Source organism: uncultured Campylobacter sp. (assembly GCF_937921625.1).
Taxonomy (GTDB): Bacteria; Campylobacterota; Campylobacteria; order Campylobacterales; family Campylobacteraceae; genus Campylobacter_B.
In genome coordinates, this window is sequence record NZ_CAKZTI010000027.1 from 40,106 (window position 1) to 54,021 (window position 13,916).

The 13,916-nt window shown below is 46.1% G+C and carries 16 protein-coding genes; 11 read left to right on the forward strand and 5 right to left on the reverse strand.

What is annotated here, in order from left to right:
* Nucleotides 1–90 precede the first annotated feature (90 nt).
* From hisG to Q0101_RS03990, 5 genes are read right to left on the reverse strand one after another with little or no spacing between them, the layout of a single operon-like run.
* Complete coding sequence (gene hisG / locus Q0101_RS03970; RefSeq protein WP_297924251.1) at nucleotides 91–702, reverse strand: ATP phosphoribosyltransferase; 612 nt, start codon at nucleotides 700–702, stop codon at nucleotides 91–93.
* Nucleotides 699–1,319 carry a type III pantothenate kinase gene (locus Q0101_RS03975; protein ID WP_297942569.1) on the reverse strand — a complete coding sequence of 207 codons (621 nt, stop codon included), beginning with the start codon at nucleotides 1,317–1,319 and terminating at the stop codon, nucleotides 699–701. The genes hisG and Q0101_RS03975 overlap by 4 nt, the downstream gene beginning before the upstream one ends.
* Complete coding sequence (locus Q0101_RS03980; protein ID WP_297879852.1) at nucleotides 1,306–1,641, reverse strand: hypothetical protein; 336 nt, start codon at nucleotides 1,639–1,641, stop codon at nucleotides 1,306–1,308. Before Q0101_RS03980 ends, Q0101_RS03975 begins: the two co-directional genes overlap by 14 nt.
* The gene (locus tag Q0101_RS03985; protein ID WP_297942572.1) at nucleotides 1,628–2,641 is read right to left on the reverse strand and encodes an L-seryl-tRNA selenium transferase; all 1,014 of its coding nucleotides are present in this window, start codon (nucleotides 2,639–2,641) and stop codon (nucleotides 1,628–1,630) included. The genes Q0101_RS03980 and Q0101_RS03985 overlap by 14 nt, the downstream gene beginning before the upstream one ends.
* On the reverse strand, nucleotides 2,641–3,192 hold the full coding sequence (locus tag Q0101_RS03990; RefSeq protein WP_297942575.1) for a hypothetical protein: 552 nt from the start codon (nucleotides 3,190–3,192) through the stop codon (nucleotides 2,641–2,643). The genes Q0101_RS03985 and Q0101_RS03990 overlap by 1 nt, the downstream gene beginning before the upstream one ends.
* 116 nt (nucleotides 3,193–3,308) lie before the next feature.
* Between Q0101_RS03990 and gatC the strand changes: the two genes are divergently transcribed.
* The 11 genes from gatC (at nucleotide 3,309) to cydB (ending at nucleotide 13,798) form a co-directional block, all read left to right on the forward strand.
* Nucleotides 3,309–3,596, forward strand: coding sequence for an Asp-tRNA(Asn)/Glu-tRNA(Gln) amidotransferase subunit GatC (gene gatC, locus Q0101_RS03995; RefSeq protein WP_297942577.1), 288 nt, complete (start codon nucleotides 3,309–3,311; stop codon nucleotides 3,594–3,596).
* A gap of 10 nt (nucleotides 3,597–3,606) precedes the next feature.
* Nucleotides 3,607–4,689 (forward strand): type IV pilus twitching motility protein PilT, encoded by a 1,083-nt coding sequence (locus Q0101_RS04000; RefSeq protein ID WP_005871218.1) that lies wholly within the window; start codon nucleotides 3,607–3,609, stop codon nucleotides 4,687–4,689.
* The gene (locus Q0101_RS04005; protein WP_100067315.1) at nucleotides 4,689–5,366 is read left to right on the forward strand and encodes a CvpA family protein; all 678 of its coding nucleotides are present in this window, start codon (nucleotides 4,689–4,691) and stop codon (nucleotides 5,364–5,366) included. Before Q0101_RS04000 ends, Q0101_RS04005 begins: the two co-directional genes overlap by 1 nt.
* Entirely contained in the window at nucleotides 5,363–5,830 is a 468-nt protein-coding gene (locus tag Q0101_RS04010; protein ID WP_005871221.1) for a Fur family transcriptional regulator, read from the forward strand. Before Q0101_RS04005 ends, Q0101_RS04010 begins: the two co-directional genes overlap by 4 nt.
* A 1-nt stretch (nucleotide 5,831) precedes the next feature.
* Nucleotides 5,832–7,325, forward strand: a complete 1,494-nt coding sequence (gene lysS, locus Q0101_RS04015) for a lysine--tRNA ligase (protein ID WP_297942582.1) — start codon at nucleotides 5,832–5,834, stop codon at nucleotides 7,323–7,325.
* A 2-nt stretch (nucleotides 7,326–7,327) separates the two neighbouring features.
* Entirely contained in the window at nucleotides 7,328–8,575 is a 1,248-nt protein-coding gene (locus Q0101_RS04020) for a serine hydroxymethyltransferase (protein ID WP_297942584.1), read from the forward strand.
* A gap of 94 nt (nucleotides 8,576–8,669) precedes the next feature.
* Entirely contained in the window at nucleotides 8,670–9,701 is a 1,032-nt protein-coding gene (locus Q0101_RS04025) for a hypothetical protein (protein ID WP_297942587.1), read from the forward strand.
* On the forward strand, nucleotides 9,701–10,486 hold the full coding sequence (locus Q0101_RS04030) for a shikimate dehydrogenase (protein ID WP_297881000.1): 786 nt from the start codon (nucleotides 9,701–9,703) through the stop codon (nucleotides 10,484–10,486). The genes Q0101_RS04025 and Q0101_RS04030 overlap by 1 nt, the downstream gene beginning before the upstream one ends.
* Nucleotides 10,487–10,957: 471 nt before the next feature.
* Nucleotides 10,958–11,164 carry a DUF4492 domain-containing protein gene (locus tag Q0101_RS04035; RefSeq protein WP_297881812.1) on the forward strand — a complete coding sequence of 69 codons (207 nt, stop codon included), beginning with the start codon at nucleotides 10,958–10,960 and terminating at the stop codon, nucleotides 11,162–11,164.
* A gap of 2 nt (nucleotides 11,165–11,166) precedes the next feature.
* Entirely contained in the window at nucleotides 11,167–12,690 is a 1,524-nt protein-coding gene (locus Q0101_RS04040) for a cytochrome ubiquinol oxidase subunit I (RefSeq protein ID WP_297942589.1), read from the forward strand.
* A 1-nt stretch (nucleotide 12,691) separates the two neighbouring features.
* On the forward strand, nucleotides 12,692–13,798 hold the full coding sequence (gene cydB / locus Q0101_RS04045; protein ID WP_297942592.1) for a cytochrome d ubiquinol oxidase subunit II: 1,107 nt from the start codon (nucleotides 12,692–12,694) through the stop codon (nucleotides 13,796–13,798).
* Nucleotides 13,799–13,916 lie beyond the last annotated feature (118 nt).

The window sequence follows — 13,916 nt, forward strand, 5'->3', positions numbered from 1 at the left end:
TTTTAAACGACAGCGCCGAAACGGGCAATAATGATTTGCGGGAGTGCGCCGCGCCTACCGTAAGCACTGCGTGGCGGGGCAAGCAAGCATTTACGCGATCGTGCGGGCTAGTTTATCTCTTAAATTTAAAATTTCATCGCGTTTTAGCACGAAACTGTTTTTGTTGGCGATAAGGTGCGCGGAGCTTTGCATTATGGTTTCTGCGGGCTGTAGCCCGTTTTGTTTCATCGTAGCGCCGGTCTCTACGACATCGACGATAGCGTCGGCAAGCCCTATGAGCGGGGCTAGCTCGATAGAGCCGTAGAGTTTGATGATATTTACGGCGACGGCCTTGGAGGCGAAGTACTCGCGAGTGATGTTAGGCATTTTCGTAGCGATTTTTAGGCTCGGAGCGCCGTAGTTTAGCTGGGTGCCCGCATGCACGCCCACACAGACGCGGCATTTTCCGATTTTAAGATCGAGCAGTGTAAGCACGTCCGGGCGATGCTCCTCAAGCACGTCAAGCCCCACTACGCCGATATCCGCCGCGCCTCCCATAACGTAAGTAGGGATATCTTGGTTGCGGACGTAGAGGAATTTAAAATCCCCCTCTTGCATTATGAGTTTGCGATCCTCGAAGGCAAAATCAAGCCCGAAGATGGTTTTGAAAATTTTGAGCGTATCGTCGGCTATGCGGCCTTTTGGTAGCGCTATGGTTATCATGCGAGCCCCTTTTTTGCGATCAGGCTTACCATCGATTTAAAGATCAGATCCTTTTCATAGATCGAGTTGCGAAAATACCGCATCAGATAGGCTCCGTCGCCGCCCGTGAAGTAAATTTTATTATTTCCCGCGATATTTTCGATCGCAAGCACTATCGGCTTTAAAATCCCGTAGTTTACGGCGCTTACGGTCTTTTGCGGCAGCGGATCCAGATCGATATTGGTTGAAAGCGTCACGTCCAGCACCGGCGCGATGCTTGCGAACGACTTTAAAAGCGTGCCGATACCAGGCATTATAAATCCGCCTAGGTGTGAGCTTCTAAACATCAAATCCACGGTGATCGCGCTGCCAGCGTCGACGACTACGCCCGTCGTCACCGCCGAGCACGCCGCTATGCGGTCGATCCCAAGCCCGCGGTAGGCGGTTTTTAGCTCAAAGTGCGGTGCCAGATCGACAAACAGAGGGTTTTTCAGCTTTTTTTTCACGCTATCATTGACGCTAATGAAAAAAATTCGCTCCTTGGGCTCGTACCTCATAAACTCCGCTACGGGCATACTTTGCGTTACGCCGCCTTTATAAAATTTAACCCTGGAATTTCCTACGTCACACAAAAGCATAGAGGCTAAATCCATTTTCTTTTAAAAATTTCGCGCTTTTGGAGCACATTTGCGAGTTGTAAAACAGCACGCGCTTTTTGACGACCTTGCCTAGGCTTGCGCTAATGTCGCTTGCGAGCGAGAGTAGAAATTCCGCGTCGCGCATCACAAAGCGGGATTTTGCGTCGCGCATAAATAAAAGCACGTTGTAGCTTTTTAGATCCACGCCGAAATACGCGCCGTATGAGCGCGAACGCGTGAAGCTAGCGATATCCAGCGTTTGAAATTTTTGAAGCAGAAGCCCTTCGCGAACGCAGAGTTTTGAAATTTTATCTAGCATCAAAATTTAAAATTTTATCGTCGTAGTAAAACGAGCTGCCTGCGATAAAAGACTTATCCTCGAACTCGCCATTTAGCTCGTAGATCGCCTGGCCTTCTAAATTTTCGTCGGTGCGGATCACGTAGCCGTTACGCTCGATGATATACAGATAACCGCCGCTAAGCAGCGCACCGCTAAACTGCGCGAAGGTAAATTTGCGCGATTTGAGTAAATTTAGCCCGCGATCCAGTAGCTCGACTTTGCCGTCTTTTAAGAAAAGATAAATTCTATCGCCGCTAAAAATCACGTCTTTGATGTCTACGTTATGATTTTTATTGCCCGCAGGACTTACCAGCATTAGCCTAGTGGCGGTCACAGCATAAAGGTTATCGCCCTTGTTTTCTAAGGCGATAATGTTGTTAAAAAACGGCTGATTGCTTACGACGAAATCACGTGCCGAGCGCCCGCCTACGTTTTCTGCGATGCTGACTAGTCCGTCTAACGCAGGATAAGCGATAAGTTGGTTGATAAATAGCGGTGACGCTACGCGCGAATCGATTGCGAATGCATCGCCTACTTTATGATCGAGTACCACTGCGCCCGAGCTTAGCTTGATAAGCATAATCGAATCATCACTCATCACTAAAGCCAAATCATCGCCGCGTATATTTGCACTGAGCGCTTGTCTGCCGAGGGCTTTTTCAAATTTTACGGCACCTGTGCTACCAACTACTTTAAGCGTGCCATTGATGTCGGTTACGACGAAATTTCCGTCATATTCGCCTAAAAATTTCTCACTTTTTAAGACTTTGAAATTTTTCACCAACCCGTTTTTAGAGATGACTTCGCCGTCTTTTAGCGTAGCACCATCTTTACTAACCGCTACGATTTCCGACGGCAGCGAGCCGTTAAATTTCATATCGCCTGTGATGTTTTCGTCGCTAGGTTCGAAATACTGGCGCTTCGTCGAGCAGCCTAAAAATAAAAACGATAGTAAAAGCGTAAATATCAGCGTTTTTTTCATTATTTATTGCCTCCATAGTGTTTCAAAGCAAGTGCGATTTGACGAACTGGCGAGTTGAGTGGAATTTTATCTAGCTCTGCGTGAGCTTGTTCGATTTTGCCCTCTTTTAGTAGGTCGTAGCCTTTGAGCAAAGAATCGTAATCGGTGAGTAGCACTCCGCCTTGCTTGCCGTTTTGTAGATTTATTATCTCTTTTAGCATAACATCGATGCCTTGGGCATTTTCTAGCGCCGCTCGCTCGTCTGCAGAGCCGTTTTGCAAAATATAAAGAGCGTATAGATTTATATCTTTTTGCTTAAGCTCGGCTAGCTTAGCGTCATCGCGCTTGTTAAGCAGCTCGTCATAGATCGCATTAGCACTTGCTATGCGGCGATCGCTTAGAAATTCATTTGCGTAATATCCGATAAATGCTACGATCAAAACCGCAGCCAAAAATATCAGCGGCTTTTTGTATTTTTTTACGAAAATTTCACTTTTTATGACGCTTTCTAGAAACTGCTCTTCTGTGCCGATCTCTTTTTTCACGCCTTCGATGTCGTCTTTTAAAGCCAAAATTCAGTCCTTTATTTGAGAAAATCGGCGTAATTGTAGCATAAAAAATTTTAAATACCGCCTAAGATAAAGAATTTTTATGATATAATGTCGCATTTATCAGAAAAAGGAAAGTTATGATAATAGACGACGTCTTGCTAAGTAAGCTGGAAAGGCTATCTGCTCTTAAAATTCCAGATGCTAAGCGAGAAGAATTTAAAGGGCAATTAAATAATATTGTAGATTTTGTAGAAATTCTAAATGAGCTGGATTTACAAAGTGGCGAGGCGGCTATCACTACGCTAAAAGGCGGTACTCCGTTTCGCAAAGATATCCCACGCAAAAGCGACGTCGCAGAAAGCGTCTTAAAGCATGCTCCGCAGTCCGAAGGCGGCTACTTCGTAGTACCGAAAATCATAGATTGAAAGGAATTTTATGGAAGAAGTTCAAAGAAATTTAGTAGATATCGAAACCCTACTAAAAACCGTCGTTTTTAACAAAGCGAGCGACCTTCACTTAGTTTCGCGCTCGGCGCCTCAAATACGTATCGACGGAACATTGCGCCCACTTGCCATGGATCCGCTTAAGGGCACGGATATCGAGTATATCTGCTACGCGCTCATTACCGATGCGCAAAAAAGTGCGCTCGAGGAAAATAAAGAGCTTGACTTTGCGATCGAGCTTCCTAATATCGGACGCTTCCGTGGTAATTACTACTACACTATGAACGGCGATTTGGCTGCCGCATTTCGTATTATTCCTATCGATATTCCTAGCCTGGACGATTTAAAAGCCCCTACGATTTTTAAAGAGGTAGTTAAGCACGAAAAAGGCATGATTTTGGTTACCGGACCTACGGGTAGCGGTAAATCAACTACTCTTGCCGCGATGCTAAACGAGATCAACGAAAAAGAGCGCAAGCACATCATCACCGTTGAAGATCCGGTCGAGTTCGTCCATACCAATAAAAAAGCGCTTTTCTCTCACAGAAATATCGGCACCGATACCCATTCCTACGCTAATGCGTTAAAATTTGCCTTGCGTGAGGACCCGGACATTATCCTAGTTGGTGAGATGCGCGATAGAGAGACTATCTCGATTGCCATTACCGCTGCAGAGACCGGTCACTTGGTATTTGGTACGCTACACACCAACTCCGCGATGCAGACGATCAACCGTATTATTGATAGCTTTGATGGCGGCGAGCAGCTCCAAGTGCGAAATATGCTCTCCGTATCACTTACCGCGGTCATTTCGCAATCGCTTTTGCCGAAGCTTGGCGGTGGACGTATCGCGATCCATGAAATTTTGCTAAATAACAATGCCGTAGCGAATCTAATCCGAGAAAACAAGGTACATCAGATTTACTCTCAAATGCAGCTAAATCAGCAATCTACCGGTATGATAACTCAAACTCAAGCGATGGTTAAAGCGATCCGTGCAAATCAAATTTCAAAAGACACGGCGTTTAGGTACTCGACTAACCTACAAGAGCTAATAGGTGTGGTGGGTGCTTGATGGAAGGTATTAATTGGTTCGACGTCGGCTGTTTAGTACTCGTAGTGCTCTTCGGATTGCGCGGCATCACTAATGGCATTGTAAAAGAAATTTTTGGAATTTTGGGTCTCATCGGCGGTCTTTTTGCCGCGATGCGTTATAAAACTATGGCAGGCGAGTGGATTGCAGCAAAAATTCCAGCTTTACAGAATGCAAACGGCGTGCTTTCAGGCGATACGACGCAGGTTCTCATCGGCTTTATCGCTGTGCTTTTTGGCGTATGGATCTCGTGTCTGATTATAGGCGAAATCATTTCAAAATTCTTTAAATGGAGCGGACTCGGATTTGTCGATAAGATCGGCGGGTTCGTGTTTAGCGTAAGTAAAATTTTCTTGATTTTTGCAGTTATCGTTACGCTTGCAAGCGGTCCTATGTCGATGAATGAACAGACCAAAAAGTATTTTGAAAGCAGCAAAACTGCGCCGATTTTTTTAAAAATAGGAAATTGGATTTTAAATCTCAAAGACGATCCGAAGATCAAACAAAGCTTGGATTCTATCGGTTCTAAGATGGATGATAAGCTCTTAAAAGATCAAAATTCTACTGCTCGTATGAACTCGGATCAAAATCAAAGCACTGAACCTAGCGATTTTAACGCCAGTTCAGAAGTAAATTCTACAGAAAGGACAAAATTATGAATGCAAAAATCGAAAATTTAGAGTTTGACGCTCTAATTGTTGAGTTTAAAAAGGCGCTTGCCGCTAGCGGTCTAAAATATACCAAGCAGCGCGAGGTTTTGCTCCGCACGCTTTATAACAATAACAAACACTTTACACCTGAGGCGCTTCACAACGAGATCAAAGCGAAATTTCCGGAACTAAACGTAGGCATAGCGACGGTGTATCGCACCTTAAATTTGCTTGAGGATTCGGGCATGGCGACGTCGATCTCATTTGGCGCACAGGGCAAGAAATTTGAGCTTGCCAACAAGCCTCACCACGACCATCTAATCTGCAAAAGCTGCAATAAGATCATAGAATTTCAAGACGCCACTATCGAGCGCAAACAGCTTGCCGTCGCTAAAGAGCACGGATTTACGCTTACGGGGCACATGATGCAGCTGTATGGAATTTGCCCTGAATGCGCGGCAAAAAGGAAGTAGATTGTTTGATAGCCAGTTAGAAATCCAAAGGATAGACAAGGCGTCGGAACTTCGGAATTTGGGGGCTAATCCCTATCCGCACTTTCTAAAAAAAGATATGAGCATAGCCGAGTTTAAAGAGAAATTCGGCTACATCAAAGATACCGAGGATAAAAAAGCGAGCGAGGAGGTAAGCCTCGCCGGGCGGCTAAAGCTAAAGCGCGTCGCGGGCAAATCCACCTTCGCAAACATAGAAGATCAAAGCGGCAATATTCAAATTTATTACTCTCGCGATAGCATCGGCGAGGAGGATTACGCTAAATTTAAGAAAAATCTCGAAGTAGGCGATATAATTTTGGTGCGCGGATATGCTTTCGTCACCCAAACGGGCGAGTTTTCGATCCATGCCAGCAAAATAATGCTCGCGTCTAAGGCGATTTCGCCGCTTCCGGAGAAATTTCACGGTCTTGTCGATATCGAGATGCGCTACCGCCAAAGATACCTCGATATGATAATGAACCCAGAGATTCGCGAGGATTTTATCAAGCGCTCGGTCGTCGTTAGCGAGATCCGCAGCTTTTTTGAAAAACACGGATTTTTAGAGGTCGAAACGCCGATGATGCACCCTATCGCGGGCGGCGCGAACGCTAAGCCCTTCATCACGCACCACAACGCCCTAGACGTCGATCGCTACTTGCGTATCGCGCCGGAGCTGTATCTCAAGCGCCTCGTAGTAGGTGGCATGGAGGCGGTCTTTGAGATCAATCGAAACTTCCGCAACGAAGGTATGGATCTGACGCACAATCCGGAATTTACTAGCATAGAATTCTACTGGGCGTGGCATGATTATAACGACGCGATGAACCTAACCGAGGAGCTATTTAAAGCGCTATTTAAGAGGCTCGGGCTGGGCGAAATTTTAACTTACGATGAGCGCGAGATCGATTTTTCAAAGCCTTTTGCGCGCATAAAGTATCTCGACGCGCTTACTCAGATAGGCGGCATCGAGCCTCAGATCGTAAATGATCGCGAAAAGATCATCGCCAAACTCAAAGCCGATAAATTTGAAGTCAATGAAAAGCTCGATCTAGGCCATCTGCAGAGCGAACTTTTTGATAATTACGTAGAAGCTAAGCTCATAAATCCGACCTTCATCGTGGATTTTCCGATCTCGATCAGCCCGCTTTCGCGCAGAAGCGACGAAAATCCGCAGATAGCCGAGAGATTTGAGCTCTATATCGCAGGTAAAGAGCTAGCCAATGCCTTTAATGAGCTGAACGATCCGCTCGATCAATACACCAGATTTAAGGCGCAAATCGACGCCAAAAACGCGGGCGACGACGAAGCTCACGAGATGGACGAGGATTACGTCCGCGCGCTTAGCTACGCGATGCCGCCGACTACCGGCTGGGGGCTTGGAATCGATCGCTTGGCGATGATTTTGCTGAATAAAAAATCGATCCGCGACGTGATTTTATTCCCCGCGATGAGGCCGCTAAATTTAGAGAAGGAGTGAACGTGTCAAATTTAGAAAAATTCGATAATGAAATTTTTAGTTTAACCAACAAAGAGCTTGCCCGTCAGTGCGATTATTTGGAGATGATCGCGAGCGAAAATTTTACCTATCCCGAGGTGATGGAGGCGATGGGCTCGGTGCTAACGAACAAATACGCCGAGGGCTATCCCGGCAAGCGCTACTACGGCGGCTGCGAGTTTGTAGATGAGATCGAGCAGATCGCGATCGATCGCTGCAAAAAGCTCTTCGGCTGTGAGTTTGCAAACGTCCAGCCAAACAGCGGCAGCCAAGCCAACCAAGGCGTCTATGCCGCATTTTTGAAACCTGGCGATAAAATTTTAGGTATGTCGCTTAGCCACGGCGGCCATTTGACGCACGGTGCGAAGGTCTCAAGCAGCGGAAAGATGTATGAGAGCTTCGAGTACGGCGTGGAGCTCGACGGCCGCATAAACTACGATAAGGTGCTTGAGATCGCTCAGATCGTAAAACCAAAGATGATCGTTTGCGGTGCGAGCGCCTATACGCGCGAGATAGATTTCGCCAAATTTAGGCAGATCGCTGATAGCGTGGGTGCGTTTCTTTTCGCCGACGTAGCGCATGTCGCTGGGCTCGTCGTTGCGGGCGAACATACTAATCCGTTTCCGCACTGCCACGTCGTAAGCTCGACAACGCATAAAACGCTTCGTGGTCCGCGCGGTGGCATTATAATGACCAACGACGAAGAATTTGCTAAAAAGATCAACTCAGCGATCTTCCCAGGTATTCAAGGTGGCCCGCTAATGCACGTCATCGCCGCTAAAGCGGTGGGCTTTAAACACAATCTAAGCCCCGAGTGGAAGCTCTATGCCAAGCAGGTCAAGGCAAACGCTAGAGTTTTGGGCGAAACGCTGGTTAAGCGCGGCTTTGATCTCGTTAGCGGCGGCACTGATAACCATCTGATTTTAATGAGCTTTTTAAATAGAGATTTTAGCGGCAAGGACGCTAGCGCCGCGCTTGAAAATGCAGGCATTACGACGAATAAAAATACCGTGCCGGGCGAGACGCGCAGCCCGTTCGTCACCAGCGGTATCCGCGTCGGCAGTCCCGCACTTACGGCACGTGGCATGAAGGAGAAAGAATTTGAGTTTATCGGAAATAAAATCGCCGACGTGCTAAGCGACATCTCAAATTCCAAGCTTCAGGCGCAAGTTAAGGAGGAAGTGCGGGATTTGGCGCACCGCTTTATCATCTACGATCGCGCGATGTATTAAATTTAATAAATTCGGGTAAGCTTACCCGAATTATTTATTTCGTAAATTTTGCGTGGTAGAATTTACAAAGTAAATAATAATCTTAGGAGAGAGTATGAACGACAAAAATTTCGATATGAGCAGCATAGACGATATAGTGATAAATAGCGGCAATGTCGATAAGAACGCAAATTTTAAAAAGGGTCTTACCGTTGCAGCCGGCGTCGTAGTTTTATTCTTAATCATTTTAATCATAATGAAGGCTATTAATAAAGACGATATTGACACCAATGCAGGTCTTACTATGCCTAGTGAAGAAGATCTTGCCAAAGCGGAGCAAAAGCCTGCCGTGCAAGTTCAAAAACCCGAGCCTTCGCAGCCTGAGCCTGTAGAAGTGAAATCAGAACCCAATGCAGCATCTGCAGCTCCAACCAAAGTAGAGATAAAAACCCAAGAGCCTAATTCCGAAAGTAAGGTTGTTGCAAGCGCTCAGCCTGAAGCACAGAAAGTAGAAATCCAAAAGCCCGAAATCAAAGAAGAGCCAAAAAAATCTGAAGTTAAAATAGAAAGTAAAAAGGTTGAGCCCAAAGACGAAGCTAAAAAACTTGAAAAAACGGACCTAAAAAAGCCAGAGCCTAAAAAAGAGCCTGCAAAAGACGAGGTGAAAAAAGAGCCTTCTAAAACCGAAATTAGAAAAGTCGAGCAAAAAGTAGAGCCTAAAAAAGAACCTGAAAAACAAGCAAAAATAGAAGTTAAAAAAGAGTCTTCAAAAACGGAAGCTAAAAAGGAACATGTTAAAGCTGAGACCAAGAAAGAGCCTGCTAAGTCCGAGCCTAAAAAAGAAGCTAGCAAGCCGGAGTCTAAAAGCGAGAGCGTAAAAGCCGGCGTTGCAGCAAAGAGCACCAGCACCAGCGTGGCAAACGGCAGTTATGTGCAGGTTTTCGCATCAAATGCCTACGATCCAAACGGGTCTGACACTAAAAAAATCACTAAAAAAGGCTATAATCCGATCGCTCTGCAAACTCACGTCGGCAGCAAGAGCGTAACTAAAATTTTAGTTGGACCTTTTGAGGGCGAGGCGCTACAAAAGGCACTTAGCGATATGCGCAGCATCAATAGCGGAGCGTATATCTACCGAGTGAAATAGTGGACAGATTTGCGGTTTTCGGTAACCCGATCGCCCACTCTCTCTCGCCGCTACTTCATAATTACGCCATAAAATTTTTGGAGCTGGACGCCTACTATGGGCGAGTTTTGCTGCGGCACGGCGAGGAGCTGCGAGCTAAATTTGAAGCTTTAAGGCTTACGGGTGCGAACGTAACCGTGCCTTTTAAGCTCGACGCGCTCAAAGCCTGCGACGTCCTAAGCGAGGCGGCGCAGAAGATCGGCTCGGTAAACACGCTGGTGCTAAAAGGCAGCGCACTGCACGGCTTTAACACCGATGCGCAAGGCTTTTTCTGCGCGATTTTGGGCTTTGGTGAGATTCGCAATGCGCTTATTTTAGGTGCGGGCGGCACGACGCGAGCGATCGGCTACGCGCTAGGCAAAAACGGCGTGAAATTTGACATCCTAAACCGCAGCGTAAAAGATTTTGACTTCGGCTGCGAGGAATTTTTTACCTATGAAAATTTCAAATTTAAAGATTACGATCTGATCGTCAATGCCACCGGCGCAGGTCTCAAAGATGACGCGCTACCAGCGCCCGAGGGGGTAATAGATGAAATTTTATCCCGCGCAAAATTCGCCTTTGATGCGATCTACGGCAAACAGACTCCGTTTTTACAAGCCGCGCGCGCAAAAAATTTGCCTGCAAAAGACGGCAAGGAGATGCTGATAAATCAGGGCGCGCTTGCTTTCAATCTCTTTTTCAGCGGCAAATTCGACTTAGCAGAGATTGTATCGCTGATGAGCCATGCTGCAAATTTACGCTAAATCGGCTCTTAGGCTTTTAATTATACGTCCAGTTTAACGAAATGCTTTAGATTTTGCGCCGAGTTAATTATACGTTCTTAAATTTTATATCGTGTAATTCGGGCGTTTAGCCTCAAAATTTTTACGTTTGCTTTCAGCCGAGCCTAATTTGTCTACAAAAAATTCTGTTTAAAATTGCTACGAATTAGGCATAAAGATGCTTGGTAAAGTCTCGCGCATTTTTCTGCTCGTTTCTTGGATGTTCTATTCTAAAATTTTACGACGAATCTAAACTAAAATTTTGTGCAGTTTAAGTAAAATGCGATCGGTTGCGAATTATGCGGTATAAACTTTATTTAAGTGTGGTGGCGCAAAAACTCATTTATTAAAAAGATAAAATTGCTACCAAAATTTCAAAATTTAAAGCTAAATTTTAATTAATTGTTATACAATAAAAAATATAAACTAATAATTGCTAAAGGTTAAAATTTGATGTTTTTCGGCAAAATTTTAAAATTTTACGCGCACGGATTTGCTTCGATGAAGCTTGGCAAAACGCTATGGGCGGTGATTTTGATCAAGCTATTTATAATTTTTGTGCTACTTAAATTTTTCATTTTCAACGAAAACTTGGATTCTAAATTTAAAACCGATCAAGAAAAAATCGATTTCATCTATAAAAATTTGACTAAGGAGTAGGAATGCAAGAGCTTGCTAGCGTGGATTGGTCGAGGGCGCAGTTCGCACTCACGGCACTTTATCACTTTCTTTTCGTGCCCCTAACGCTGGGGCTTAGCTTTATCGTGGCGTTTATGGAGAGCCTATATGTCGCGACCGGTAAGCAGGAGTGGCTCAAGATCACTAAATTTTGGCTGCGCCTTTTCGGTATAAATTTCGCCATCGGCGTCGCGACCGGCATCATAATGGAGTTTGAGTTCGGCACCAACTGGGCGAATTATAGCTGGTTCGTGGGCGACATCTTCGGCGCGCCGCTTGCGATCGAGGGCTTGCTGGCGTTTTTCTTGGAGGCTACCTTTTTTGCGGTAATGTTCTTCGGCTGGGACCGCGTAAGCAAGAAATTTCATCTTCTTTCAACCTGGCTCGTGGCGATCGGATCAAATTTAAGCGCGTATTGGATCTTAATCGCGAATGCTTGGATGCAAAACCCAGTGGGTACGAGCTTTAATCCTGATACGATGCGCAACGAGATGAGTAATTTTTTAGATATCGCGCTGTCTCACTTCGGAGTGGCTAAATTTTTGCATACCGTCGGCGGCGGCTATATTACCGCGGCGCTTTTCGTGCTTGGAATTTCGGCGTTTTATATGCTAAAAAACAAAGACTTCGCGATTGCTAAAAAAAGCTTCATCGTAGCGGCAAGCTTCGGTATGCTAAGCTCGCTTTTCGTGCTATTTAGCGGCGACGAGAGCGCCTATCAGGTCGCGCAAAAGCAGCCGATGAAGCTTGCGGCGATGGAGGGTCTGTATAAGGGCGAAGTAAATGCAGGCATCGTCGCGGCGGGAGTTTTAAATCCGAGCAAAACCGCGGGAGACGATAAGGAGCCGTTTTTGTTTGAGATTAAAGCACCTTACGCGCTAGGGCTGATGGCTACGAGAGGGCTTGATAATTTCACGCCGGGCATCGATGATTTGGTATTCGGAAATGAAAAAATCGGCATCGAAGGCGCGGATAAAAAGATAGAAAAAGGCAAAATCGCCCTGCAAGCGCTAAAGGATTACAAGCTCGCCAAAGACGCCAATGATACTGCGGCGATGCAGCAGGCGCGCGAAATTTTACTCGGCAACCAAAATATGCAAAATTTAGGCTACGGCTACTTTGACGACGCGAAGCAGATCGTCCCTCCCGTGACGCTTACCTTTTACAGCTTCCACGTGATGGTGGCTTTGGGAAGCTATTTTATCTTGCTATTTTTCGTGACGCTATTTTTGGCGATGCGAAAGAATCTCGCCGAATACAAGAAAATTCTATGGCTTTGCGTCTTTAGCATTCCTCTGGGATACGTCGCGTGCGAGGCGGGCTGGATCGTGGCCGAAGTAGGGCGCCAGCCGTGGGCGATACAAGATCTTATGCCGGTGGGCGTCGCGGCTACGAGCCTAGCGGGAACGAACATAATGATCTCGTTTGCGCTCTTTGCGGTTTTATTTACGGTTTTATTCATAGCCGAGATAAAGATCATGCTAAAACAGATAAAGATAGGATTTTAAGATGCACGAAATTTTTCAAATTTATTGGTGGTGCGTGGTTTCGCTTCTGGGCGGAATTTTGGTTTTTATGCTCTTCGTGCAGGGCGGTCAGACGCTGCTTTTTACGCTGGCAAAGAATGAGACCGAGAAGGATTTTATAATAAATTCCATCGGCAAGAAATGGGAGCTTACCTTTACTACGCTCGTGATGTTCGGCGGGGCGTGCTTTGCGGCGTTTCCTCTATTTTATGCGACCAGCTTCGGCGGAGCGTATTGGGCGTGGATGGCTCTGCTTTTTTGCTTCATAATCCAAGCCGTCGCTTACGAATACAGAAAAAAGCCCGATAATTTCTTGGGTGCTAAAACTTATGAAGCCTTTCTTTTCATAAACGGCTCTCTGGGCACGATCCTGCTTGGTATCATCGTCTCGACGCTTTTTAGCGGCAGCGAGTTTGCGCTGGGTGATAATAATTTCGTGCAGTGGAAAAACCCGGCTCGCGGACTTGAGGCGCTAGCAAATCCGTTTAATTACATCTTGGGAGTTGCATTATTTTTCTGCGCTAGGACGGGAGCGAGCTTATATTTGATGAATAATATCGCCGAGCCCGAAATGATCGCTAAGCTCAAAGCTTCGCTTAAATTTAACGCTAGCGCGTTTTTGGTTTTTTTCATCGCGTTTTTGGCGTGGGTCTTGCTAAAGCAGGGCTATGCAGTAGGCGCCGGCGGCGTCGTAAGTCTCGAGAGCTTTAAGTATCTGCACAATTACCTAAGCCTGCCTGCGGCACTAATCTTGCTGCTGCTGGGCGTAGTGCTGGTGCTGGTGGGGATATTCAAAGGCGCATTTACAAGCAGCGTGCGCGGAGTATTTTTCTACGGCGTGGGCGTCGTATGCGCGGTAACGAGCGTATTTTTGATCCTAGGACTAAATCAAACGGCGTTTTATCCGTCAAATTTTGATTTGCAAAGCTCTCTTACTTTGGCAAATGCAAGCTCAAGCCTCTATACGCTTAAGACGATGTTTTACGTGTCGTTTCTGGTGCCTTTCGTACTCAGTTATATAAGCTATGTTTGGCGCGCAATGGATGCTAAGAAGCTCGATAAAGAGGGGCTTTCAAACGAGCATTATTAGGCACCCGCTCCAGTGCGGCTTCCCGCGCGCCGTGTGGCGGCGAGAAGCTGCTTGCGTGCGCGGCACTGCGTGCTTTTGCGCTTGGTTAAATTTCATACCGGCGGCGCTTTTTATGCGC